23 protein-coding genes are annotated in these 23,903 nt (G+C 43.0%); 2 read left to right on the top strand and 21 right to left on the bottom strand.

Annotated features, from left to right (window positions below):
* Positions 1-72: 72 nt before the first annotated feature.
* A complete protein-coding gene (locus tag PPIS_RS02180) occupies positions 73-675 on the top strand; it encodes a class I SAM-dependent methyltransferase (RefSeq protein ID WP_249031240.1) in 603 nt (200 codons plus the stop codon).
* Positions 665-1,642 (top strand): GNAT family N-acetyltransferase, encoded by a 978-nt coding sequence (locus tag PPIS_RS02175; protein ID WP_010369235.1) that lies wholly within the window; start codon positions 665-667, stop codon positions 1,640-1,642. Before PPIS_RS02180 ends, PPIS_RS02175 begins: the two co-directional genes overlap by 11 nt.
* A 13-nt stretch (positions 1,643-1,655) precedes the next feature.
* On the opposite strand, the gene PPIS_RS02170 is transcribed toward PPIS_RS02175, so the two are convergent.
* The 21 genes from PPIS_RS02170 to flgB form a co-directional block, all read right to left on the bottom strand.
* Positions 1,656-3,035: an NAD(P)-binding protein gene (locus PPIS_RS02170; RefSeq protein ID WP_248694119.1), complete on the bottom strand. Its 1,380-nt coding sequence runs from the start codon at positions 3,033-3,035 to the stop codon at positions 1,656-1,658.
* On the bottom strand, positions 3,032-4,357 hold the full coding sequence (locus PPIS_RS02165) for a DUF4910 domain-containing protein (protein WP_010369239.1): 1,326 nt from the start codon (positions 4,355-4,357) through the stop codon (positions 3,032-3,034). The genes PPIS_RS02170 and PPIS_RS02165 overlap by 4 nt, the downstream gene beginning before the upstream one ends.
* Positions 4,357-6,444 carry a motility associated factor glycosyltransferase family protein gene (locus PPIS_RS02160; protein WP_010369240.1) on the bottom strand — a complete coding sequence of 696 codons (2,088 nt, stop codon included), beginning with the start codon at positions 6,442-6,444 and terminating at the stop codon, positions 4,357-4,359. Before PPIS_RS02160 ends, PPIS_RS02165 begins: the two co-directional genes overlap by 1 nt.
* An 18-nt stretch (positions 6,445-6,462) precedes the next feature.
* Entirely contained in the window at positions 6,463-6,759 is a 297-nt protein-coding gene (locus PPIS_RS02155; protein WP_010369243.1) for a hypothetical protein, read from the bottom strand.
* Positions 6,749-7,177 carry a flagellar export chaperone FliS gene (gene fliS / locus PPIS_RS02150; protein WP_010369245.1) on the bottom strand — a complete coding sequence of 143 codons (429 nt, stop codon included), beginning with the start codon at positions 7,175-7,177 and terminating at the stop codon, positions 6,749-6,751. Before fliS ends, PPIS_RS02155 begins: the two co-directional genes overlap by 11 nt.
* 17 nt (positions 7,178-7,194) lie before the next feature.
* The gene (gene fliD / locus PPIS_RS02145) at positions 7,195-8,604 is read right to left on the bottom strand and encodes a flagellar filament capping protein FliD (protein ID WP_010369248.1); all 1,410 of its coding nucleotides are present in this window, start codon (positions 8,602-8,604) and stop codon (positions 7,195-7,197) included.
* Positions 8,605-8,622: 18 nt separating this feature from the next.
* Positions 8,623-9,033 carry a flagellar protein FlaG gene (locus tag PPIS_RS02140; protein ID WP_010369249.1) on the bottom strand — a complete coding sequence of 137 codons (411 nt, stop codon included), beginning with the start codon at positions 9,031-9,033 and terminating at the stop codon, positions 8,623-8,625.
* An 82-nt stretch (positions 9,034-9,115) separates the two neighbouring features.
* Positions 9,116-10,078 (bottom strand): flagellin N-terminal helical domain-containing protein, encoded by a 963-nt coding sequence (locus PPIS_RS02135; RefSeq protein WP_010369251.1) that lies wholly within the window; start codon positions 10,076-10,078, stop codon positions 9,116-9,118.
* A 162-nt stretch (positions 10,079-10,240) separates the two neighbouring features.
* Positions 10,241-11,206 carry a flagellin N-terminal helical domain-containing protein gene (locus tag PPIS_RS02130; protein WP_010369253.1) on the bottom strand — a complete coding sequence of 322 codons (966 nt, stop codon included), beginning with the start codon at positions 11,204-11,206 and terminating at the stop codon, positions 10,241-10,243.
* A gap of 504 nt (positions 11,207-11,710) precedes the next feature.
* On the bottom strand, positions 11,711-12,673 hold the full coding sequence (locus PPIS_RS02125) for a flagellin N-terminal helical domain-containing protein (RefSeq protein WP_010369260.1): 963 nt from the start codon (positions 12,671-12,673) through the stop codon (positions 11,711-11,713).
* Positions 12,674-12,990: 317 nt separating this feature from the next.
* Entirely contained in the window at positions 12,991-14,226 is a 1,236-nt protein-coding gene (gene flgL, locus PPIS_RS02120) for a flagellar hook-associated protein FlgL (protein ID WP_010369263.1), read from the bottom strand.
* Between the two features lie 2 nt (positions 14,227-14,228).
* Positions 14,229-16,241: a flagellar hook-associated protein FlgK gene (flgK, locus tag PPIS_RS02115; protein WP_010369264.1), complete on the bottom strand. Its 2,013-nt coding sequence runs from the start codon at positions 16,239-16,241 to the stop codon at positions 14,229-14,231.
* A gap of 1 nt (position 16,242) precedes the next feature.
* Positions 16,243-17,217, bottom strand: a complete 975-nt coding sequence (flgJ, locus tag PPIS_RS02110) for a flagellar assembly peptidoglycan hydrolase FlgJ (RefSeq protein ID WP_010369267.1) — start codon at positions 17,215-17,217, stop codon at positions 16,243-16,245.
* A gap of 108 nt (positions 17,218-17,325) precedes the next feature.
* A complete protein-coding gene (locus tag PPIS_RS02105) occupies positions 17,326-18,426 on the bottom strand; it encodes a flagellar basal body P-ring protein FlgI (protein ID WP_010369273.1) in 1,101 nt (366 codons plus the stop codon).
* Positions 18,427-18,445: 19 nt separating this feature from the next.
* On the bottom strand, positions 18,446-19,129 hold the full coding sequence (gene flgH / locus PPIS_RS02100; protein WP_010369278.1) for a flagellar basal body L-ring protein FlgH: 684 nt from the start codon (positions 19,127-19,129) through the stop codon (positions 18,446-18,448).
* A 16-nt stretch (positions 19,130-19,145) separates the two neighbouring features.
* On the bottom strand, positions 19,146-19,934 hold the full coding sequence (gene flgG / locus PPIS_RS02095) for a flagellar basal-body rod protein FlgG (protein WP_010369279.1): 789 nt from the start codon (positions 19,932-19,934) through the stop codon (positions 19,146-19,148).
* Positions 19,935-19,950: 16 nt separating this feature from the next.
* On the bottom strand, positions 19,951-20,715 hold the full coding sequence (locus PPIS_RS02090) for a flagellar basal body rod protein FlgF (protein ID WP_010369280.1): 765 nt from the start codon (positions 20,713-20,715) through the stop codon (positions 19,951-19,953).
* Between the two features lie 123 nt (positions 20,716-20,838).
* A complete protein-coding gene (flgE, locus tag PPIS_RS02085; RefSeq protein WP_010369282.1) occupies positions 20,839-22,239 on the bottom strand; it encodes a flagellar hook protein FlgE in 1,401 nt (466 codons plus the stop codon).
* 41 nt (positions 22,240-22,280) lie between these two features.
* Positions 22,281-22,964 carry a flagellar hook assembly protein FlgD gene (locus tag PPIS_RS02080; protein WP_010369284.1) on the bottom strand — a complete coding sequence of 228 codons (684 nt, stop codon included), beginning with the start codon at positions 22,962-22,964 and terminating at the stop codon, positions 22,281-22,283.
* A gap of 17 nt (positions 22,965-22,981) precedes the next feature.
* On the bottom strand, positions 22,982-23,413 hold the full coding sequence (gene flgC / locus PPIS_RS02075) for a flagellar basal body rod protein FlgC (protein ID WP_010369286.1): 432 nt from the start codon (positions 23,411-23,413) through the stop codon (positions 22,982-22,984).
* 2 nt (positions 23,414-23,415) lie between these two features.
* Positions 23,416-23,826 carry a flagellar basal body rod protein FlgB gene (gene flgB / locus PPIS_RS02070; RefSeq protein ID WP_010369289.1) on the bottom strand — a complete coding sequence of 137 codons (411 nt, stop codon included), beginning with the start codon at positions 23,824-23,826 and terminating at the stop codon, positions 23,416-23,418.
* Positions 23,827-23,903 lie beyond the last annotated feature (77 nt).

Genomic DNA, 23,903 nt, shown 5'->3' with positions numbered 1-23,903 from the left:
TCATTTTGTCAAAACTGGGATCAACTTTACCGCAGTAATCAGCACATGTCCGTTTGGCCATGGAGCGAAATTGTGAGCGGAGCTCTGCGCAACACTAAGCTGCGCGAGAGCAATCCAGACTTTACTATTTTGGAAGTCGGATGTGGTGCTGGCGCAAACTTTCCCTTTTTTCTCAGTTATTGTCCCAACGTTTATGGTATTGATGGCAGCGAGTTTATTATTGGTGAGCTGAAACAAAGATTCACTAACATTTCAAATAATCTGTATGTGGGTGACTTTACACAACCCTGGCCCTTTCAAACACAGTTCGACTTAATCGTCGACCGGGGCGCATCCGTACACAATCCAGCCAGTAGCATTCAGCGCTACCTAGATGAGGCTTACGATAAACTTAAGCCTGGCGGTGTATTACTGATCACTGACTGGTTTAGCACTGAGCACTCTGATTATGCTAAAGCGCCTGAGTCGGTCGATGAATATACTAAAACAGGCTACACTTGGGGACCATTTGCAGGTGTTGGAAACGTCAATTTCTTTAACGCAGACCTCATCCACCAGCTAGTATCGCGATTTGAAATTGTGTCACTCAGTCACGCTCAGTCTAGCGAGTACGGCAGCGATGGAGTACATGCTGCTTGGAGTATGGTACTGAAAAAGCCAACTCATGAAGAATAAGTTTACTCTTGAGCGTTGTGAGCTGGACCATCACTGGGACAGCTTTATCGCCACATCTCCCCATGGTAGTCCGTTTATTCATAGCCAGTTTATTGCGCTGCTGGGTGTGAAGTATCACGCCTATTATTGCTGTAAAGGCAAAGAAAAAATAGCCGCTGTGCTACTGATCGTAGATGAAAGCGAAACTCAGGTCATCGGCCACCATGATGTTATCCATGACGGCATAGTGCATCGCAATATCAGTCACCTTAATCGTGCCCAGGGCCACTCCGAGTTGTTCGCAGCGCAAGAATATATTGCCGAGTACCTCACAGAGCACTACACTCAGGTGCAGCTCAAATTGCACCCGGCCATTAAAGATATTCGTGCCTTTTTGTGGATCAATTATCATAATGATGGCCCTATGTTTGCAGCTGTGCCGCGCTATACTTCCATACTTGAACTCGATGAATTTAGCACCACAGAGGTAGAACTTGAACAGTCTGATAACTACAGCAATAGCTCAGTATCAAGGCGTCAGGAGATACGCTATGGCATTAAAAAAGGAGTAACACTCCAGCCGTCACAAGACTTTGATTTGTTCGCTCAATATTACGGGCTGACCATGGCGCGTCAGGGAATTGAGGTCGATGGTAGGCAGTTATCGTCACTAGCACTAAGAATAAAAAGCTTAGCAGAACAAGGGCTGCTATATATGTATCAAGCACAAACTCAGGACCAAAAAATCGGTAGTTTTGCGACCTATTTAATTCATCAAGATACTGCTTACTATTTTTACGGCGCAAACCACCCAGACATGCGCGATAGCCATACTGGGACGGCTGTTTTGTGGCAAGCCTTCCCGCTACTAGCGCAAAAAGGTATCTCGCGATTGGATTTAGAGGGGATTAACAGTCCGCAGAGGGGCTGGTTCAAATTGAGTTTCGGTGGCAATATCGAACCATATTTTCATATCAGGCTTGGCTAACACAGGCCGACGCTTAACTCGCGTCGGCTACCCGCATAATTGACTCATAAGCCTCAATCAATACCTCAGCCTGACGCCAGCATTTTCCACTGAAACGACCCGAAACAACGACATTGTCGACGCAGTTTGTCAATGTCTCGTAGTTCTGCTGATTAACGGCCTGAAACTCTGTTGTTGGAACTGGAAAAGTATTATTGATCACTTGAGTATGACCGCTTACCAGCTTCGCTTCTGAGTCAACAATCCCCATCTCCTTGAGTTGTTTGATAATCTCAGCTTCTGTAAAGGAACTTACTTCATCAGGACCGCACAAAATCTCCGCAGATATGTGATGATGTGTGCTTCGGCCAATTAAGTTTGGATATAACGTCAAACGAAAAATAGCGCTATCTGGATCCCAAACCCAAAGATAATGGGAATTTCTATCTAGTAAAGGACGGTCAAAATTTAGGTGAAAAATTAGCGCAGTTCGCAAGGTAACTTGGCCTCTGGAAGGCGTCAGCCCCATTGCTCTCAAAGCAATGAAAGGTGGAGCACTCCAGAATAAAAAGTCACACTTTAACACTCGTTCAGTATTAGCCAACATCAAGTTGGTAACCTTATTGTTGTGATGCACTATTTGCGTAACTCGCTCTGAAGTAATGATTTCTACTCCTGCTTGTTCAACCTGCTGTTGCAGTTGCGTTACCCAGTAACCAATCCCCTCCCCCTTGGTTGGATAGTAATAGGTTACCTCACTGAGGTTATCTTGCGCCTTGCGTTTTTGAAAGTCAGATTCACGCTGGTATCCAAGCTTAGCATCAAATGCTGGTAACTGCTTGAGGTTCGCAGTCACATCTGCAGGTAATGCAAGAATGCGTGTAAATCCAAACAGCCCCGCCGCCATTGTTAACTCCTTCAGTGGCGCATCCTTACCATAGAGCTTTTCTAAAATAGGCAGCACAATACTTTCAGTAAAAACAACGCCTAAGGAGTCTACACAATAATCGTAAATCAGGTCAGTATCCGGTAGTTCTGTACAATTGATCAGTTCACCGCAGCCACTTAAGTAAGTCTCTTTTGGTAACTTAGTCGCATCAGGAAATGGACTGTTCAAATCCCAACTACCGCCGAAGAAGTTTCCTGAGCGTAGTCTAGATATTTTATTCCAACTGCCACTATCGGCATCCGAAAACAAAATCTTATCAAGCTCTTCTATTCCAGTAGCATTAGGTATATGCGAACCCATATCGTAAGCAGCACCAGAGCTATCTTTCACGGAACAAAACAAACCACCAACGGTTTCTGCCTGTTCAATCAGTACCACATTGGTAAAGCGTCGTTTTAACAGTAAAGCTGCGACCAGACCACATATACCTCCCCCAACGACTACCGCTTGACTATTTGCCATCATGACTCCTCCCTATTAGGAGATAACATTTTTAGTAGCGCATGCCCCTCAAGTTTACTGATTGCACTTGCAAACTCCGTAACCGGTTGACTGTACTTACGTGCAATATCTATCGTGTCATGTTCCCCGTCGCTGTAGCAAAGTAACATCTTGATATGATTTAGTTCATCCAGTTGGCGGGTTCGCTCTTCACTAAAAAAGCTGAGAGTTGGGTATAAATCACGACTACCCAAATTGGGCTCACCATAAGGATGCGTGTTTTCAAACCGCGCACTTTGCTCAAAGGCTAGGAAGATCTTTTCCAGTTTGTCTATGCTATCTAATAACGGCTTGATCCCCATATATTCTTTGTTATCTAATGATGTATGGTATTCTTTGTAACCTGTGTGGAAACTGCGGCTGACGCAACAAACTGGAAACTGGAACCCAGGGGCATTATACTGACGCTCATCAGAGCCACTCAGTGGTGTGAACGGAATATTGCTATGGCCATATCCTTCTTCGCTAAGATGATAAAGCAGCTTATCTAATAACCCATTATCATTTCGACTGTGCTTAAACACTAACTCCCGTGGACTTCCGCCCAAGCAATTCAGTACAAGCCCTGAAACTAAGTTTTGGCGGAAATGATTTTGCATTACATGTAACATCCCCAAACTTCCAATGGTCTCGGGGTGAAGCGCAAAACGATATGAGTAGCGGCGCTTTGGCCATTGCTTTATTCGATGATAAAGCCCAAGCAACACCAGAGGACCACTAAGCTCATTGTTCGCCATAGAGGGGTGACATAGATAAGAGCTAAGTAGCACTTCCTGTTTAGATTGCCCTGCAAGCAGCGTGTGCTCGATATCTAAATGACCGTCCACAAATTTGCTTTTAATTACAGCTCGATACTGACCAGCCTTTAGTTCGTCTCTACGTGTCTGGCTCAGGCAAAAGCCCCAACGCTTTTTATAATAACTAGTAACATAGGGAACAGCTTCTGGTAATTCAGGTAAGCTATACAGGTGAGGCTGGAGTTCTTCTAGCGTTAAGATCTTATCTACTGGCTCAGAATAATTAACAACTTCAAGGTTAAGCCGTTTTATGTCAGCAATACGTTCGCCGTCAGGGCCCACCAAGTAAGCCTCATCACAGTGCCACTCCTGAGGGACCTGCCAGTCAAATAAAGCAGTACCAGTTGGAATAGATAGTCTCTCCAATGGCATATATCGTCCAAAAATGTCGTAACTTTGTCTGAGCCCAGGCCCTGTGATAGACCTCAAGATTGGAAACAACTCGTCATAAAGGTCACTGTAAAATTGCTCACTTTCTTCGTAGTGCACTACTGCAACTCCTTTCCTAGATCACATTTTTCAGTGTAATGATCACAAAAATGAGTATAAATTTCCTTGATATAACTCATCCAAAGCTGATTCAGCCTTTCATATTGTGCTAAACAAAAAGTTTCATCTTCGTATGTATAAAGTAAGGTTATCATCGGACAGTGATAATACAGTAGCGACCCTTTTAGCAAGTGAAATAGGTGTCCCAGAATAGAGTCACGATATGCAAACAAATAGCGTGATTGACGTCTTAGCTGATCCGCTGCTTCTTGCCTAGACTTCACGGGTTCTGACGCTATCTCACAAATATGCAAAACAAGTTCACTAAGGCGATCTAAAGCAATAAATTCGTCACTTACATCATCAAGATTAAATACATCAAAGCAATCAGACTTTATTAGCTCTACAGTTTCAGTAATATCATAATCTTCTTCAATATCGAGTAAGTCATCTGCTTTTACTGGTAGTGCCTTTTCAATTTTAGCGCCGCTCCCGATATTTAAACATGTATTGACGTCATAATAATTAAGCAGCTTTTCAAGTTGGGCATGAGCGATCATAAATAGATCGTTTGATACAACAATGCCACCGAGATTACCGTCTAAAGTGTGGCCTTGTATCTCTAAGTGGCCCAACCCCAACGATTCATCATCGTCATTACTAGGTCTGTAAATACTGTCTTTACTGTGATGAGCACCTCTAGGGTCTTTTCCATTATCAACGCCAAATAGGTACACATTTCTAAACCCTAAATACAAGGCAAATGATAAAGCGGTATTCGCAACAACTGGATTACTATACGGGATTTTTGGCAAAGTCTGTGACATATAACGCAATGCGATAATGTCCATCATCGAAGTACCAGCCTCAGAGCCTTTCGCAGCGATGCCAGCCCATTTGTATCTTTTATTTGTATCTGGGTATAAGGTGCTTAACCCGATTAGATTGGTATTTTGATAAACCTCTGGTGGAACAATATCACCAAAGATTTTGTAATTTGAATATGGCCTTTCTACTAAAACGTGGAAATCAACTGGGATCCCCTTTCTGTACAAAGTGGCGATCGATGTGCCTGCAGCAATTACAATTGCTTTTTTGTGATTGCGCTTAATAAAATCTTCAGCTTCATCTAACGAAGGACCATTGCCTATAATGAAAACAGGTGTGTCTTTATTTAAGCTTGTGCTTGCTTTGGTAAGCCATGCCGCTTTGTTTCTAACATGGTGAATGCTGTGAGCTAATCCTGTCACGGCGTCATTGTAAAACCCGTGTCCAAACTGAAAGCGGAAATAATCCTTCGCCCATTGTTGAATAAGCACATTCAATCGTGCATCTGGTGTGTGCTGATAACAAAAGCTTCTAACAAGAGCAAATGCACCAACATCTTCCGCTATTTTTTCAATGTCTCGGATAAACGTACTGTGGTCAACTCCCAAGTGAAAAAATAAGCATCCACCCTGCTCGTCAATATCTGAAATAATCTGGTACCAGTCGGTACAAAATAGGCTCGCAAAAAACTGCTCAAAGTCGGGCTCTATTAGGAAAGTATAATCAAACTGAGTCCGTTCAAACAATAATGGGATGTGATACCCCAAACCAATACCAAAAATAATTGCTGTTGGGAAATGTTCAGGTAAATTAGTTAGTTTTTCTTCGCCTTGGTTTCGAATATCAACCATCAAATTAGTCAGTTCGGTCATATAACGGACATGCAGGCGATCATCTTCTTGATTTTGACCGTATCCGGTATAATCAGTAAGACTTAGTACAGGTTTACTGAGCTGCTTCTCAACTTGAGTTTGGGTTTGTTCTATCGGTGACTGAGAATAAATTGGCGCTGTGCAGCCCTTTGGAATAAAGTTACCATGCCCTGATGCAGTCACGTGCAGACAAAAGTCTTCACGAACATGATACTCCTTGATGGTCTGTGCAATACTGGGGAAATATTTTTCGAAACTTTTTAAATTTAGATTAAAACGTTCGTTAGCTTCTTCAGCAAACTTGGCTTCTTTAGCCTGATGAGCAGCGGTATCCGAAAGTTGCTCACTCAGAGACTCTAATTGTTGTGATAAGGGGTCTTTGTTCATACATTTGCCGGTGTCGTATTAAATATTTTTATACGCTTTGATCTTTTTTTTATTGCCAATAACTTGTGATAGTTCTTTTGCAACAGCGCTTTTTTCCTGCAGCAACTGGCTCATTATTGATTGGATATGATTGAATATGACTAAAGCCGATTGTTGAGCTTGTTCTGAATCAGCTAACACATCAGCTGTTAATGTTGTCCGGAGCTGTTTGTCTATCTGAATGAAAAGACATTGAGCCTCTTCCAACTCACCTGCCTGACAAGCAGCATCCAGCTTATTAAGGGTTGCTTCTATGTGAGCTAACTCAGCCGACATTAGCATCCGCGCCGTTAGCATCCAGTGTCTGCTTACGTACATCAATTGGAATCGCGTCCCAAGCAGACTTGATTTCCTTCAGCAAATTCGATACTTCATCAACTATAGCAGGATCATTTTGCATGCTAGCATCTAACAACCTGTCTAACATGTATGAATAGAGGGCATACAGATTCTCTGTTACTTCGCCACCAACTTCAAAGTCTAAGCTTCCACGAAGTGCTTCAATGATGGCTGAAGCCTTAGAAATATGTTCTGCTTTGGCTTCGAGATGACGCTTTTCAATAGATACCTTCGCAAGTACCATTTTTTCAACGGCACCAGCCATCAACATTTGAATTATTTCATAACGGTCTGCACCTGCAACTCTCGTTTTCAATGCTTCTCTTTGGTAATTTTTGACTCGGGCGTTATACATATCACATGCCTCTTAGTTTACTTAGATTTAGTGAAGCCAGGTAAATTTGCTAATTGAGCACCTAAATAGGACTGTGTTTGCTGCATTTGAGCAATCAACACGTCTAGACCAGCATATTTTTGACGTAACCCTTCTTCCATCGATTTCATTCGATATTCATGATTCAGGACGTCATCTTCTAAATCATCTAACTGGCTATTTAAGCTCGTCTCACGTTGCTTCAATATGCCTTTAGAATCGACGTAATTACCTAGCAACTCTTCAAGTTGTTTAGCTACACCGTTATCACCTGCAAAAGCCTTGCCAATATCATCGTAGTTATCGTCCATAGCTTCATTAAGACTTCTTACCAGTGAAGATTTTTCAAGATATCCATCTTTTTTAACGCCGAGGCCAATATCAAAAATGGAACCAAATGGACCTGCGTCTGTAAGCTCTGACGATAGAGTCGATATCATCTGGTCGCTCAATGTCCTCATTGAGGAGTCACCGTTTAACGGTCTACCAACTCGAGTGTGAAGACCAATAGTGCCAATCAAATTATTATAATTTGCAATAAACTCGTCAATCATTTTGCTAATAGATTCACGATCGTAATCAATATTTAATTTAGCTGTCGCATAACCATCAGTATCGTTACCTTCACTAACTTCAAGGGCTCTAATCGTCATGTCTTGTACCGCATCCTTGAATGTGTTGCTATCACTTGTCACTTCAAGGCCATCAACAGTAATAATTGCGTTTTGCGCAGCTTGAACTGTTGTCATTCCACCAGCACCACCACCAGATGCAGTTGTGCTGATTGCATCAAGCTCTGCAGTATCCGAAGTTATTGTTAAGTCGTTATTGTCGCCGGTGACATTGGAAGTAAGTACAAGCTTGGAACCAACATTACCCGTATTCACGATATTCGCGGTTATCCCGAAATTAGACTCAGAAGAGTTTATTGCGTCTCTGAGTTCAGCAAGTGTCATTCCCGCTGTCACATCTAAATCAAATGACTTATCTGGCCCAGCTCCGAACGAAAGTGTACCTCCGGATGCACTAACGACCGCATCAGTCGATGCAAATGCGTCGTCTGCTGAAATGATACGGCTACCCTCTGCCAATTGTTTGACGGCAACTTTAAAGTTTCCTACGGATATATCTGATGTTGGAGTAACGCTGATTATATCTCCGCCACTAGGTTGGGTAATGTTTGCTACTCGCTTACCAAAGTTGTCAGGATCTGCAAGCTTCGCCATCGTGTCTTTGAGTTTAGAGATTGCGGACTTTAACTCACCAACCGCAGATAACTCCACTTTTAAAGAGTCTTCTTTTTTGGCAAATGCTTGTAACTTAGGAACATTTTCAGCATCAATTGTCGCTTTAATGATGCTTTCTAAGTCAAGCCCCGAGCCTATACCCGCTGATGTAATTAATGGCATACAACCTCCAACCCAATATTAAGCTGTTTTATCAAACAGCAATCCTCTACTTGACACCTTATCGGCAAACTCTTCGAGAGCTTTAGCCATTTCACGAAACTCCTCGGAAGGAATTTCCCGTATTACTTCATCATTGTTCGTATCGATCACCTTTACAACGGGAGGATCTCCACGTTCGTCAAACTCGAAAGACAAATTAGTTGCTGTAACAGGAATAAACTGATTCAGCTTTTCTAAGTTGCTTTTAATTTCTTCCAAAATGTCAGGCTTTACAGCACCTTGTTCCTCGCTTTGCTTCGTACTAGATTCTGTTTTGCTAGTAGACTCAACCGCACGAGTCGTCTCAGCAGAAGATGCCGTCCTAATTAATTCTTCTGGTTTTGTATGATTGACGAATCCATTTGGTGTAGACGCTTGAACTTCTTTCACAACACACCTCCAAACCTTTTACCGTAAAGTATACGCCAAGTTTGAGAATTATTCACAAACCTGACGCTACAATACTAATCAATTAACCTAGTAGCGATAAAGCTACTTGCGGTCTTTGATTCGCTTGGCTCAAGATAGAACTACTTGCTTGTTGCAAAATCTGCATCTTAGTCAAGTTTGCAGTCTCTTGTGCGAAGTCTGTATCTTGGATCCGAGAACGTGCAGCCGTTAAGTTTTCAGCAACATTCGATTGGTTACGAATAGTTGATTGGAATCGGTTTTGAACCGCACCCAGCTCTGCGCGTTTCTTATCAACTACCGCAATCAAGTTATCCATACCAGCTAATACAGCCTGGGCATTCGCTTGCGAAGATACAGAAATACCAGCCGCCGTGAATACATTTGAGAAGACTTTCGCATCTGCTTCGGTACCAATCGTGGTACTAATTGTACCTGTAGTCGCACTGAGTGCCACACCAGTTACACCACTTGCGATACCTGCGATACCAGACAGTGTGAAACCGCCATCCGCTTGTAAATCGTTTGTAGTACCTGCTACGTTTTGCATACTAAAGCCGATAGTTTGAACTGCATCGGCACCGACTTGGAAGTTCGCATCATAACTGCCATCAAGCAAGTTTTGGCCACCGAATGTCGTATCCGCAGCGACGCGGTTTACTTCTTCAGCTAATGAACGAATTTCCTCTTGTAGTGCAAGCCTATCTTCATCCGTATTCGAACCGTTCGAAGCCTGCTGAGCAAGCGTTCTAATACGCTGGAACATCTGAGTGGTTTCATCCAGTGCACCTTCGGCTGTTTGCGCTAATGAAATACCGTCGTTGGCGTTTCTCATGCCTTGATTCAGACCATTGATCTGACCATTTAGACGGTTTGTGATTTGCATACCTGCAGCATCATCTTTTGCGCTGTTAATGCGCAAACCTGACGACAAGCGTTGAAAGGATGTATCTAACGCACCTGAGGATTTATTTAGTTGCCGCTGCGCGTTCAATGAACTCACATTGGTATTTACATATAAAGCCATAATAGCCTCCGCTTTATCAACATAACTCGCTGGAGCGGGATACCCCTACCCTGCTACCAACGATGAATAAGAGTCCTAAATTTATAGTTCTCTAATTCTGCTATCGGCTGCTAAAGCGAAAGCTTGAGCTTTATTTGTAATTTTTTTATTTTTTATTCATTTCTAACCCTGAAGTAGGCTCAGTGCCGCTTGTGGACGCTGATTTGCCTGACCGAGAATCGTCTGACTTGCTTGCTGTAATATCTGATTCTTCGTTAATTTGGCTGTTTCTAGTGCAAAGTCAGCATCCTTAATTCGCGATTTTGCTGCCGACAAGTTTTCAGAAATATTAGCTTGGTTCCGTATTGTTGACTGGAATCGGTTTTGTACAGCACCCAACTCTGCACGCTTTTTATCAACTACCGCAATCAGCGCATCCATACCTGCCATAACAGCTTGTGCATTGGCCTGTGAAGAAACCGAGATCCCTCCTGCTGTGAAAACATTTGAGAACACTTTGGCATCAGCCTCAGTACCAATATTTGTACTAATCGTAGCAGTTGTTGCACTTAATGCGGCGCCAGAAACACCACTAGCTACCCCTGCAATCCCAGAAAGTGTAAAGCCACCATTGTCAGCCAAACTATTTGCTGTCGCACCTACATATTGCATGCTAAACCCAATAGTTTGAACCGCATCACCACCAACTTGGAAATTAGCAGCATAAGAACCGTCAAGTAAGTTCTGTCCACCAAAAGTGGTATCAGACGCTACCCTATTAACCTCAGAGGCTAACTGTCTAATTTCTTCTTGAATGGCCAAGCGATCTTCATCAGTGTTAGAACCATTCGCTGCCTGTTGAGATAGGGTACGGATACGTTGGAACATAGAAGTGATTTCATCCATTGCCCCTTCAGCGGTCTGAGCCAATGAAATTCCGTCATTGGCGTTTCGGTTCCCTTGGGTTAAACCTAAAATTTGAGATTGTAATCGATCGGAGATTTGTAACCCGGCCGCATCGTCAGCAGCACTATTAATACGCATACCAGATGACAAACGTTTGAAAGATGTATCTAGTTCATTGCCCGAGTTAGTTAGCTGTCTCTGTGCATTAATAGCACTAACATTTGTATTTACATATAAAGCCATAATTCACTCTCTTTTTGTCAAATCAATATCTAATTGATAGATAGTTAAATGACAAAGCGGCACTTATGCATCGGGTATTCAACCAACTAAGGCAACCAATTGCCACTTTGACGCCAGAATTTACTGTAACTAGTAGCAAGCAAATAGCAGGCCAAAAATCCAAAGCTATGATTAAATAACACAGGGAACTTAAAAATAGGTATTAAATACTTTGTTTATCGAGGAACGACTAACTAGCATTTCGGCATCTAGCCGCGGCTTTTTTGATGGGTGGAGAGGCTTCAGCTCAAAGTGTAGGGAAATAAAAAGAGGCCAGTTGGCCTCTTTAGATAAATTTGAGAGTGAGTGTCATTTTTCTAGCATAAAGTTGGCATACTTAATGCTTTAATTAACGTGTTCATTGTTTTAATGAACGCTATTGGATTTAAGCACCTCCGCTTTATCATCCAATTCGGTGCCTAAGCAAATACCCCATTCGGCTTAGGCACCTTTACCTTCCAACTGTTATCCTAGAAGACTTAAAGCAGCCTGAGGACGTTGGTTAGCCTGACTTAGGATTGTTTGGCTAGCCTGTTGAAGGATCTGCATTTTGGTTAAGCTTGCAGTTTCCTGAGCGAAGTCAGTATCTTTGATACGTGATTTCGCAGCCGACAAGTTCTCAGAGATATTTGCTTGGTTACGAATCGTTGATTGGAATCGGTTTTGAACCGCACCTAACTCTGCACGTTTCTTATCAACTACCGCAATCAAGTTATCCATACCAGCTAGTACAGCCTGAGCATTCGCTTGCGAAGATACTGAGATGCCGCCAGCTGTGAATACATCTGAGAATACTTTTGCATCAGCTTCAGTACCAATGTTTGTACTAATAGTTCCTGTTGTTGCACTTAGTGCTACACCTGTTACTCCACTTGCGATACCCGCGATACCTGACAGTGTAAAACCGCCGTTTGCCTGCATATCATTTGCTGTACCAGCAACATTCTGCATACTGAAACCGATAGTTTGTACCGCATCAGCACCTACCTGAAAGTTTGCTGAGTAACTGCCATCCAGTAAGTTTTGACCACCAAAGGTCGTGTCAGCAGCGACTCGGTTTACTTCCTCGGATAGTGAACGAATCTCTTCTTGAATCGCCAAACGATCTTCGTCTGTATTTGAGCCGTTTGATGCTTGTTGTGCCAGTGTACGAATACGCTGGAACATTGAGGTTACTTCATCCATCGCACCTTCGGCTGTTTGCGCTAGTGAAATGCCGTCGTTCGCGTTTCGGTTACCTTGGTTTAGACCATTGATTTGTGAACTCAAACGGTCAGAAATCTGTAGGCCTGCAGCATCATCAGCAGCGCTGTTGATACGAAAACCTGATGATAGACGTTTGAATGAGGTATCTAGTGAATTACCAGATTGCATTAATTGTCTTTGTGCGTTCAATGAACTTACGTTAGTATTTACATAAAGTGCCATGATGGTTCTCCCACTTTAAATCGAGTCTTTCACTCTCAAACTTAGATTCTTTTCCAACCTTTGAATGTTTTTCACTCTCCGGCTTGGTTAATTAAGTTATCGGTCGGCAAAAAATTTCCTTTAGTATTTTTTTTAAAAAAAAATTATCGTCATGATTTCTATATGCTTTTATTATTGCTCAAACAAATATGGCAAAGTTTTGACGCACCTAGGTTACGGTCAGGTAATTATATAAAACTGTATTATTATTCAGCTTGTTACGAGGAAAAGTTGAGTTTAGAGCGGTGTGAGAGTAAACGGCCCGTAAAGGCCGTCTTTTAACGAATATAGTCTAATAAAGAAAGGTTAGTTAGGCGGCCAAATGTTGCCTGAGAGGCCTGCAGCGCAGTTTCATGCTTAGTGAGTTCTGAAATCGCAGAATAAAAATCGACTTCTATTAAAGCCGCTTTATTTGCTTTGTTATCGACGTCCAAGTCTGAATTTGCATCAGATACAAGCTTTGCAGCATTTAACCTACCGCCGAGCCCCGCTTGTCCTTGCGATATCTTGATTTTGGCATTATCTAGGCCAGTAATACCATCAGCCAGGACCTGTTTGTAATCATCACCCGTAATACTAGTGTCTCTCAATGACGTAATCATAGATTCTAATGTATTTAGAATGTTTTCCTTCTGGGGCTTTTCTAAATCAAAACTGATTTGACCAGAACCGGCACCTTCATATTTAAATTCCATACCTGCCACTTTAACCGAATTACCTTCAAAGCTACCCGTTGAAATAACCGTTCCTCCCTGCTCAAGCTGGTAAGTATTTGGCGTACCCGCTGTCACCACTAAGTCAAAGGTGTTTGCACCGGCAGGCGCACTAGGATCAGCGTTGTAATTTGCCTTATGAAACTTGTCAAAAGTCCCTTGTTCGTCCACATAAACGGAGGCCGATGTAATACCACCAGAAACCACAGCTGTATTTGACGTAATATTCAGTCGCTTTTCTGCACTTTCAAATACATCAAAACCGTTATCACTTGAGCGTATTTCAACCCCTTCAGAAACCTTTATTTTATGCTGTCCTTGATCACCATTATATACGTACTTTCCAGTGGCAGAATCAAAGCTGTAGGTTTGCGTATTATCTTGGTAGCCGGAAAATATAAACTTACCATCCTCACTTTTTGAGTTCATTAAATCCAAAATAGTATCCTGAATGGACTCGAGCTCATCAGCAATCGTTTCACGGTCAACGTCAGATAACCCACCGTTACCTGCCTGTATCGACTTCGCATAAGCGCTATCAATGGCCGTTTTAATATTTTCTAGTACTGATTCTTGAGTATCTAATCTCGAAGACAACATAGTCAGGTTCTTGGTAAACTGATCGTTTGCTTGGATCCTGTCATCAAAAAGCATGGCTCTTGCAGTCGCTGAAGCATCATCAGAAGCACTCAGTACCCGCTTTTGCGTGTTCAGCTGCTGTGTTGCTTTATTCACGTCCTGCTGATTACGCAAAATAGAATTGAGATTAGAATTAAAAATTTGATTTTGAGATAAACGCATAATTACCTCGCTGCACTTAATAAGGTATCGAACACAGTTCTTGCTGCTGAAATGACTTGCGCCGAAGCCGAGTAAGACTGTTGAAAACGTAACAAGTTGGCCGCCTCTTCATCTAGGTTTACACCCGATAGAGACTCAAACCATGCACTCGACTGATTAGCCAGCGCTTCAAATGCCGCGCTATTAGTTTTCGCTTGATTGGTAATAACGCCTACACCTGTGACAATATCGGCATATGCTTCATTAAAGGTTTTATGGCTTTCGGTACTACCTGTAGACTCTACATTTTGTCTAACTAAATCCGATGATTTCAGACCATCGAGCGCTGCACCATTACGGTTGTCATCAAAGCCACCTGTGTTAAAGCTAATCTCAAAACTATCACCGGTATTCGGTGTACCCTCGATATCGAAAGTGAAGCCAAGATTATCAAAAGGTACAGGCGCGGCTCCCACTCCAGAAAGAATATCTTTACCATCGGCAGGAGCCGTAAAAGTATGCGTTGTACCTGAATTACTGGTTAACGTATATTCGTTAGCATTTGCTGTTTTAGTCAGGGTATAAGGACCATCATTCAACGTTGGCGGCGTTCCTGCAGTAAACGCACTAGTCGCTGGATCGGTATCAGTGACAACCCCAGCTGAAATGGTTGCCGTACCATTATTGTCTGCTGATTTTTCAGTACGAATTGGCGACGCTAATGCGAGTGCTTCTGGTCTTTGAGTTGCAAGCTCCAACCCAGTTGCAGCCTGTTGATTTAATTTCACAAGAAATCTATCACCTGTTGCACCACTACCCGTTACGTTCATTTGTAAGCCAAAATAATCGCCCGTTCCCGCGATGACTCCACCTGCAATATTACCAGTCGTCGGAGTACCGATAGGATTACCTTTGGCATCTACAGCTGTTATTTCAACGGTTGTTGCACTGGTATAAGTAACTTGGAAATCGGTAGCTGGCAACTCATTGCCGCGCCCAGGCTCAAGTGTTGCCGTAAGCGCTGCGGTGCCTGTATTTTCGCTGTAAGCAAAGCCACCCACGGTAGGTATTTTAAATATATCTCCACCTATGTTGCCATCTAAGTCCATTCCCAATCTATTTTGCTGATTAAAAGCATCTGCCAATGCGAGGCCAATTTGACCTAGTTGGTTTTGTGCCGGGATTAAGACTTCATCTCTAAACGCCAGTAACCCGCCGATTTTGCCTTTCAAGCTGCCGCTATCTAACTCGAGCTGCACAACATTTTTATCTTTAATGTCTAAGATTAGTTCTTTATGGTTAGGATCTGGGTTGCCTTTCATCGCGAATAAATTGAAGGCTCCACCTTGCATCACAAGCGCATCCCCAGTGCCTAAAAACACGAGCTTCTCGCCATTTTCACCGTCGAGTGTTTCTATATCTACGAGCTCAGCAAGCTCTTTAATTGCTTGATCTCGCTCATTAAGCACGCTGTGATCGACATTGTTAAGATTGAGCGCTGACTTACTCGCTACTTGCTTGTTTAATTCACTGATTTTTTGAACAAGGTTATTGGCTTCTTCCGAGAAAATATCCAATTGCTCGTTCACGATACTGTTTTGATCAACAACAATACCTGACAATCTATCCATTTGATCGACTAGGCCTTGAGCGCCTGTCATAAATAAAGAGCGGTTAGTTGTCGATGAAGGCAAGTTAATCGCGCTTTGTAAATTATTAAACATCGAGTTGATGCTCTTGCTCAGACTGTTTGAGTCTTGTGCAAACAACGTGTCAACGCGGCTTGCCTCAGTGACAAACTGCTCATAGTAAGACTGATTAGAAATATCACGATTTAACTGCTGCTGCGCAAATTGGTTGAGTAAACGCACGGTTTCACCGCGGCCAACCATCCCACCTATCATAGTTCCGTGTTCAGTCCGTTCACGGATATACCCTTTGGTATTTAGGTTAGCGATGTTTTTACTGGTGGTTTGTAGTAACTCAGAGTTAGCCCTAACCCCTGCCGCACCAATATTTAATAGATCAAATGACATCTCATCTGACTCCCTTTGTTAGCGCACCGGATAAGAAATCGGATACATCAATACGCTTTAGAACTGACTTAATTTTGTTGGCATAATTCGGATCGGTCGCGTAGCCTGCATTTTGAAGCTCACTTAAATAAGCATGACTATCACCAGCCTTATTTAAGGCTTGCTCGTATCTCGGATTACCTTTTAGGAAACTGACATAATCATCAAAGCTTTGTTCAAGCGACTTATAAGCACGGAAATCGGCTTGCTTTTGCACCGGTAACCCTTGCTCAAATTCAAGTGTCGATTTTCTGGCGCTTTCACCACTCCAGCGGCTATCCGCTTTGATATTGAATAGATTAAAACTGCTACTACCATCTTTTTTGCTGATGATGTGTTTACCCCAACCGGTTTCCAGTGCAGCCTGTGCAACCATTACCGCAGGGTTCAAGCCTAACTTTTTCGCAGCTGTTTGAGCGTATTTCCAAATTCTGTCGACGAATTCCTCCGGAGAACCAAAGCCTGTTTGTTCATCGCTTGAGGTATCTGCCTTCACATTGACAGCCTGCGGTTCAGACTTATTCATACTTTCACTCGTTGTCGCCTGTCTTTTAAAGGAAATATCGCCGTCAGCTCTCATTACTGAGGCAGGCTTATACTTTTCAGAATTAGGAGACAATTGCTGCACAATCAGATCTGCAAGTCCTAAGCTGCCCTGCTCAGATAAGTGCATCGAAAGTTGCTGATCATGCATTTCTTCAAAAAATTTGACACCGCTAGAGTTAAATGGACTGTCTTTATCCTCTAGCGCCTCATTCGCTTTACGCATGCTTTGTAACAACATTTGCGTAAAGATAGACTCAAACTGTTGTGCCGCCTTCTTCAATGCCTGATCTGAGGCACCTTGATCGCCAGCACCTTTCAGCGCCTCTTTACGGATCGAATCAAGGTTTCCTAGGTCAAAAAAGCTTTGATTTTTCAATTGGTCGGTGTTCATACACTCAGCACTGTTTGACGTTAATAACTATACAAATAGAAATGCAAAATCCGAGCCAAAAAAAAGCCTCACAATTGTGAGGCTAACTAGTTGATTAATAATAGAACATTAAATGACGACTAATTGACCATTTATTGCGCCCGCTTCCTTTAGCGCTTCAAGGATCGCCATTAAATCACCAGGCGCTGCGCCAACTTGGTTAATTGCCCTAACCAAATCATCAAGGCTCACACCCGGGTCAAACACAAACGCTCGAGAATCATCCTGGTTTACATCAATAATACTTTGTTGCGTCACTGTTGTTTCGCCATTCGCCAGCGCATTAGGTTGTGACACATTTTGCTGCTCAGCAATTGTTACGGTAAGGCCGCCATGAGTAATTGCCGCAGGCTGCAACTTGACATTTTTGCCGATAACGATAGTGCCAGTGCGCGAGTTAACGATGATCTTCGCAGCGGTATCCGCTGGTTTGAATTCAAGATTCTCTAGCGTAGATAAATATGCAACGCGCTGAGACGGATCTCTTGGTGCAATTACTCGAACTGATGCTGCATCCATAGGTTTTGCACTATTTGGTCCAACAAGGCCATTGATAGTATCGGCCAAGCGTTTTGCCGTAGTAAAATCTGGTCTATTCAAGTTAAAGGTAATGTAATCCCCCTGAGTAAACGGGCTTGGAACTGCTCGCTCCACTGTCGCGCCGTTTGCCACCCGACCTACTGTCGGGGTGTTGATCACAACTCGACTCCCGTCGGCACCATCAGCGCCCAAACCACCAACAATCAAGCTACCTTGCGCGATTGCATATACGTTACCATCGACCCCTTTTAGAAAGGTCTGAAGTAAAGTACCACCTCGTAAACTACCAGCACTACCAATAGATGAAACAGTAACGTCAATGGTTTGACCGGGTTTAACAAAAGGTGGTAAGTCAGCATGAACCGCAACAGCCGCAACATTTTTAATTTTTGGCTTTAAGCTTGCGGGCATCGTGATCCCAAAGCTATTCAACATCGCTTTAAAGCTTTGCTCGGTAAATCTGGTTTGCTCACCGGTACCAGGCAAGCCTACAACTAGGCCGTAGCCAACCAGTTGGTTTGAACGAACACCTTCAACCATACTGACGTCTTTAACTCGCTCAGCAGAAGCCAAAGAAGAAAAACTAACCAACGTAATGGCCGCACCGATAAGCAAAATATTCTTAAGCATATTGTTCATTTTCAGCACCTTAAAACGGCATCAGCGCGCTCATAAAGAAACTCGTTAACCAACCTGCACTTTGCACTTCTTGTTGGTCGCCTTTACCTGAGTATTGAATTCTAGCGTTTGCCACTCGATTGGACTCAACAGTGTTATCTGCCGTTACATCCTGAGGTCTTACTAATCCTTCTAAGCGAATAAATTCCTCGCCAGTATTGAGAGTTAACCACTTTTCGCCGCGGATCACTAAATTGCCGTTTGGAAGTACTCGGGTGACGTTTACTGAAATATTACCAAATAGGCTGTTTGACTGATTGGCTTGAGAATCACCAGAGAATGAAGAGCTTGAACTTGCTCCAAATTGTATCGCTTCCTTACCAATATTGATGGCATTGCCACCAAGACCAATAATCGGATCGAGACTAGCATCACTAGATTTATCAAGTTGAGAATTCGCAGCTTTGGTAGCCTGAGTCGTTTCTCTGAGTACGATGGTAATAATATCACCGACTCTTAACGCCTTTTTGTCAGCATAAAGATCATTGGAAAACTGCGTATTAAACAATGATCCTGTTGCTACCATTTGGGCTTGATTATCCTCGGGATAGATAGGTGCATAATACGGATCGTCACGCACCACATTTTTATTTTGTGTTGTACTACATCCAGATAATGCAGCGACCGTTACGATGGCTAAATATAATGCACGCATAATACCCCCTACCCAATTACAACTGTTGATTAATGTAGCTCAGCATCTGATCTACCGTTGAAATCACTTTTGAGTTCATCTCATACACGCGCTGTGTTTCGATTAGATTTACAAGCTCTTCGGTCACATTAACGTTTGACGTCTCAAGTGCGCCTTGCACAATCTTACCTAGCCCTTCAACACTTGGATTACCTTGCACTGGTGCACCACTTACCGCAGTTTCCGTGTACAAGTTTTGTCCAATCGGTTCAAGACCTAATGGGTTAATAAAGTCACTGATCGTCAATTGCCCAATGACAACGTTTTCAGCTTGTCCAGCAACGCGCACTGATACTTCGCCATCTTGAGAGATAGTGATTGACTGTGCATCGTCGGGCACATTCATCTCAGGTAACACAGGAAAACCCGCACCAGAGGTAACTATCCGCCCCTCTTCATCCGTCGTGAATTGACCGTTTCTTGAATACGCAGTTGTGCCATCTGGCATCTGAATCTCAAAAAAGCCCGGACCTTGGATCATCCAATCCAAAGAGTTTTCGGTACTTAACATATTACCTTGAGAAAAATTCTTTTGGTTAGCGACCACTTTGGCACCTGCACCAAGCATTAGGCCTGATGGTAGTTCTGTATCTTGAGAGCTGCGGCCACCTGGTTGATTGATGTTTTGATACAGCAAGTCTTCGAATATCGCCCGACTCTTTTTGTAGCCGACGGTACTGGCGTTCGCCAAGTTGTTCGAAATAACTGAAATATCAGTTTGCTGAGCATCTAAGCCTGTTTTACTTATCCATAATGCCGGATTCATAATCTCTACCTCACTCTTAAACTATGCGTAGGAGCGAAGTGTGTCGCTCATCTATTTCTTCAGCTGTTTTCATCAGCTTAATTTGCATTTCAAATTGTCTTTGATGGTTGATCATATCCACCATCTCATGAACGGGATTGACGTTGGACATCTCTAAGAAGCCACTCATTACTTTTGCAGTTGGAGATATTTCACAAAAGCCACAGATCCCATCTTCTAACTTATCTTCTTTTGGTCTATAGAGGCCGTCATTACCTTTCTGTAGCTTACTATTATCTGCTTCAATAATTTTCAGCCTATCAACCACCTCAAGAAAGTTAGCGGGGGCACCTTGTGGACGCACTTGAATAGAGCCATCGTCACTAAACACCACTTTATCAACGGGGATAGGTAAGACAATAGGTCCACCTTCGCCAATAAGTTGACGCCCGTGAGCTGTGACTAACGCACCGTCATTACGAATGTTAAGCGTGCCGACTTTGGTGTAAGCTTCTTCGCCCGACGCATCAACGACGCTGATCCACGACTTATCATCCACTGCAATATCAAGCTCACGGCCAGTTTCAACGATTGCACCACCGGTCATATTAGTACCTGGACGTTCTTGCATAGCAAAAACCCGAGAGGGTAACCCTTCTCCGAATGCCTGCATTGAACGCGCTTGAGCAAAATCTGCTTTGAAGCCAGTCGTGTTGGCATTAGCAAGGTTATTCGCTTTAAGTGCCACACCGCGTAAGCTCTGCTTAGCGCCTGACATTGCGATATACACCATTTTATCCATGACGATGACCTATAAAATTCAAACTTAATCTAGTTAATGCAAACACAGTGCCAAAGTGATGAGATGTTTTTGACGGACATAAAAAAGGCTGCTTTTGTAGCAGCCTTTGGAGGGCATAATATATTATCGGATCTGTAATATATTTTGTTGTAATGTTGAGTTAACCTCAAGCGCTCGAGAGTTCGCTTGGAAGTTACGTTGGGCACTGATAAGGTCAACTAACTCGTTTGTGAGGTTGACGTTCGATTGCTCTAGGGCCGATGAACTAATACCACCGAGAGTACCTGTGTTTGGCTCGCCTGCAAGTGGTTCACCAGAAGATAGGCTCTTCTTCCACTCAGTATTACCAATCGCCTGAAGGCCTTGAGAATTCGGGAAGCGTACTAGCGCGACTTGCCCTAGGAAAGTCGAGTCACCGTTAGTGTATGAAGCCACAACTTTACCATCAGTACCAATATCAATACCTGCTAAACGGCCAACGGTCGCACCGTCTTGCTCCAATGCTTTTACTTCAAACCGACCCGATGAATATTGTGTCGGTAACCTCTGAGCCGTGTTTGCTTCATCGCGCCAGTTAACAACAATATCATTCGGGAAAGTTGCGCCGTTTTCTAACAGGTTTGACATACCAATAGTTGGATCGACCGCATCTTGAGGACCTGCAAGACTAAGCGGGTTAAACGTTATCCCCGTATTGTTACTAAATGTCAGTGGTGAAGCTGATGGATCATCCGCTGTTTGTGAAGGAATACCACTTGCGTCGAAACGGAAAACACTGACAGGTGTATAAGGAACAGGTGGTGTTGCAGCTGGATCAATTTGCTGCGCATTGTGGTTAAATGGCTTATCGTCCATTGTTGCATAAGTTGACCATTCATTATCCGCCGTTTTTCTAAAAAACAGTTGTAACGTGTGCGCCTCACCCAATGAGTCATATACCGTAATAGCTGTTCTTGAATTATATGAGGCACGTTGCTCAGGATCAAACGCAATCGTAGGTGGCTGCGCCGTTGCATCTAGATTAAATGAAGTATAGATTTGCGACGTTGCTCGTGGTGAACCCGATGCATCAGGAATTTGAATTGGTGACGTCTGACTTAAACTCAAAGATGTATTATCACCTGTCGATGGATCTACAGGGAAGCCTTGCAAGTAGTCACCTTTTGCATTAACGATAAAGTTGTCTTTATTTAGTTTAAATGCACCAGCTCGAGAATACGTAAAATCCTGAGACTGAAGAGAGTTTGACATGGCAAAATAGCCTTCACCCTCAATCGCCAAGTCTAACGAGTTCTGCGTGAACTTTAATGACCCTTGGTGAAACTGCTGCGCTACCATGGTAGTTTGTACACCATCACCATTTTTCGTTTTGCCAGAGCTAAAAACCGAAGACGCGTAAACATCAGCAAATTCTGCGCGAGATTCTTTAAAACCCGTCGTATTCACGTTAGCAATGTTATTTGCTGTTACGTCCAAGTCTTTTTGCGCGGCGGCAATGCCTGTCAGTGCTATATTGAAACTCATACTCTCACCTCTAAGTTCTTAAGGTTAATTCTTTAAAACTACTATGCTATTTCAGCAATATCAGTTAAGCGCACCGCGCCTTCTTTGGTATTAATGACGATGCCGTTAGCACCATTAACATTAACACTGTCTATATTTCTAAATGTGGCCGAAGGTAAAGTCTGATATTCACCTTCAATCATGCCTTCCGCTTTTATGGTGTATTCACCAGGGGGCATCATCTCGCCATCTTTATTCTTACCATCCCAATCGAATCGCACTGCGCCCACACTTTGTTCGCCAAACTCAAGCGTCTTAACAAGCGCTCCAGATTCATCATAGATACCCACTGATAGATTCTGAACTGGTTCCTGTACAATCACCGAGCCTTTGGTAAGTGCATCATCGCCATGTTCTAACGTCGTTGATTCGAGTAATGCTTTTTTACCAATCAGCGTTGATGCTTGAAGCGCCGAGTTAGAAGTCATTGATGCAGCCAACGAGTCAAAGTTTTCATTTAACTTTGAGATCCCCTCGGCCATAGTAAAACTTGTCATCTGCGCGATCATTTGATCGTTGTCCGCAGGCTTACTTGGATCTTGGAAAGAGAGCTGTTGAGTAAGCAGCGAGAAGAAATCTTCTTGCGATAGCTCATCTCTGGGCTTTTTCTCCTCGGCCTGTTTTTGCCTATCCCAGTAGAGTGAATCTACACCCGTTGAAGAAGTGGCATTTACATTATTACTCATCAGCTGTTACTCCCAATTTAGCGCTGGCCTAGTTGCAATGTTTTACTAAGCATTTGCTTTGCAGCGTCTGCAACTTGAACATTGGTTTGGTAAGAGCGAGAAGCAGAAATCATGTTTGCCATCTCCTCTACCACATTCACATTCGGTTTATAAATGTAGCCATTTGCGTCAGCACTTGGGTGGTTTGGGTTGTACTCAACTTGAAGCGGCTTGTCGCTCTCAACCACACCTAAGACTTTTACTCCAACTGAAGATCCCGCAACATTATTCTGGGAAGCTGCAGCTTTGGAAAGTTCTGCGGCAAATACAGGGTGCCTAGCGCGATACACGGTATCTTGGCTAGAACTCACTGAGTTTGCGTTTGAGATATTACTTGCGGTGGTATTTAGTCGCACATTCTGTGCACTCATTCCTGAACCCGCAATATCGAAAACGTTATATAAACTCATAATTATGCCCCTTGCCCACCGAGTGCCTTTTTAAGACCACTGAACTTACCACCAAGAAATTGCAAACTGGCTTGGTACTCTAATGCATTTTGTACATACAAGTTTCGTTCCACTTGTATATCAACTGAGTTACCATCACCTGTATCTGCTTGATTTGGCGAACGATATAGTTCAGATGAATTACTCATTTTGGTACCACCACTAAGGTGTTTTGCATCTGTTCTAACCATATCATTGCCGCTTCTTTGCATTGTCTTTGCCGCTTTTAAAGCACTAGCAAAGTCAATATCTTTAGCTTTGTATCCTGGAGTGTCTGCGTTTGCGATATTGCTTGCTAGAATTTCAGCGCGTTGTGAGCGAAGCAGCATAGTATGCTGATGTATACCCAACGCTTTATCGAAACTAATTGCCATTATCTGACTCCAAAAAATTGACTCAGGTATGACAAAGCAATCTTTAGGCCAGTTTTGAATTAAAATTTATCCCTTAA

This window comes from Pseudoalteromonas piscicida, from assembly GCF_000238315.3.
GTDB classification, from domain to species: Bacteria; Pseudomonadota; Gammaproteobacteria; order Enterobacterales; family Alteromonadaceae; genus Pseudoalteromonas; species Pseudoalteromonas piscicida.
The sequence above is the reverse complement of the archived record's forward strand: the minus strand, read 5'-3'. Positions and strand labels throughout refer to the sequence as shown.

What these genes read in the sequence shown, in the direction of transcription:
- PPIS_RS02175 (WP_010369235.1), top strand. Translation starts at nt 665, where the DNA reads ATGAAGAATAAGTTTACTCTTGAGCGTTGTGAGCTGGACCATCACTGG.
- PPIS_RS02170 (WP_248694119.1), bottom strand. Translation starts at nt 3,035, where the DNA reads ATGATGGCAAATAGTCAAGCGGTAGTCGTTGGGGGAGGTATATGTGGT.
- PPIS_RS02160 (WP_010369240.1), bottom strand. Translation starts at nt 6,444, where the DNA reads ATGAACAAAGACCCCTTATCACAACAATTAGAGTCTCTGAGTGAGCAA.
- PPIS_RS02155 (WP_010369243.1), bottom strand. Translation starts at nt 6,759, where the DNA reads ATGTCGGCTGAGTTAGCTCACATAGAAGCAACCCTTAATAAGCTGGAT.
- fliS (WP_010369245.1), bottom strand. Translation starts at nt 7,177, where the DNA reads ATGTATAACGCCCGAGTCAAAAATTACCAAAGAGAAGCATTGAAAACG.
- fliD (WP_010369248.1), bottom strand. Translation starts at nt 8,604, where the DNA reads ATGCCATTAATTACATCAGCGGGTATAGGCTCGGGGCTTGACTTAGAA.
- PPIS_RS02135 (WP_010369251.1), bottom strand. Translation starts at nt 10,078, where the DNA reads ATGGCTTTATATGTAAATACCAATGTGAGTTCATTGAACGCGCAGCGG.
- PPIS_RS02130 (WP_010369253.1), bottom strand. Translation starts at nt 11,206, where the DNA reads ATGGCTTTATATGTAAATACAAATGTTAGTGCTATTAATGCACAGAGA.
- PPIS_RS02125 (WP_010369260.1), bottom strand. Translation starts at nt 12,673, where the DNA reads ATGGCACTTTATGTAAATACTAACGTAAGTTCATTGAACGCACAAAGA.
- flgL (WP_010369263.1), bottom strand. Translation starts at nt 14,226, where the DNA reads ATGCGTTTATCTCAAAATCAAATTTTTAATTCTAATCTCAATTCTATT.
- flgK (WP_010369264.1), bottom strand. Translation starts at nt 16,241, where the DNA reads ATGTCATTTGATCTATTAAATATTGGTGCGGCAGGGGTTAGGGCTAAC.
- flgJ (WP_010369267.1), bottom strand. Translation starts at nt 17,217, where the DNA reads ATGAACACCGACCAATTGAAAAATCAAAGCTTTTTTGACCTAGGAAAC.
- PPIS_RS02105 (WP_010369273.1), bottom strand. Translation starts at nt 18,426, where the DNA reads ATGCTTAAGAATATTTTGCTTATCGGTGCGGCCATTACGTTGGTTAGT.
- flgH (WP_010369278.1), bottom strand. Translation starts at nt 19,129, where the DNA reads ATGCGTGCATTATATTTAGCCATCGTAACGGTCGCTGCATTATCTGGA.
- flgG (WP_010369279.1), bottom strand. Translation starts at nt 19,934, where the DNA reads ATGAATCCGGCATTATGGATAAGTAAAACAGGCTTAGATGCTCAGCAA.
- PPIS_RS02090 (WP_010369280.1), bottom strand. Translation starts at nt 20,715, where the DNA reads ATGGATAAAATGGTGTATATCGCAATGTCAGGCGCTAAGCAGAGCTTA.
- flgE (WP_010369282.1), bottom strand. Translation starts at nt 22,239, where the DNA reads ATGAGTTTCAATATAGCACTGACAGGCATTGCCGCCGCGCAAAAAGAC.
- PPIS_RS02080 (WP_010369284.1), bottom strand. Translation starts at nt 22,964, where the DNA reads ATGAGTAATAATGTAAATGCCACTTCTTCAACGGGTGTAGATTCACTC.
- flgC (WP_010369286.1), bottom strand. Translation starts at nt 23,413, where the DNA reads ATGAGTTTATATAACGTTTTCGATATTGCGGGTTCAGGAATGAGTGCA.
- flgB (WP_010369289.1), bottom strand. Translation starts at nt 23,826, where the DNA reads ATGGCAATTAGTTTCGATAAAGCGTTGGGTATACATCAGCATACTATG.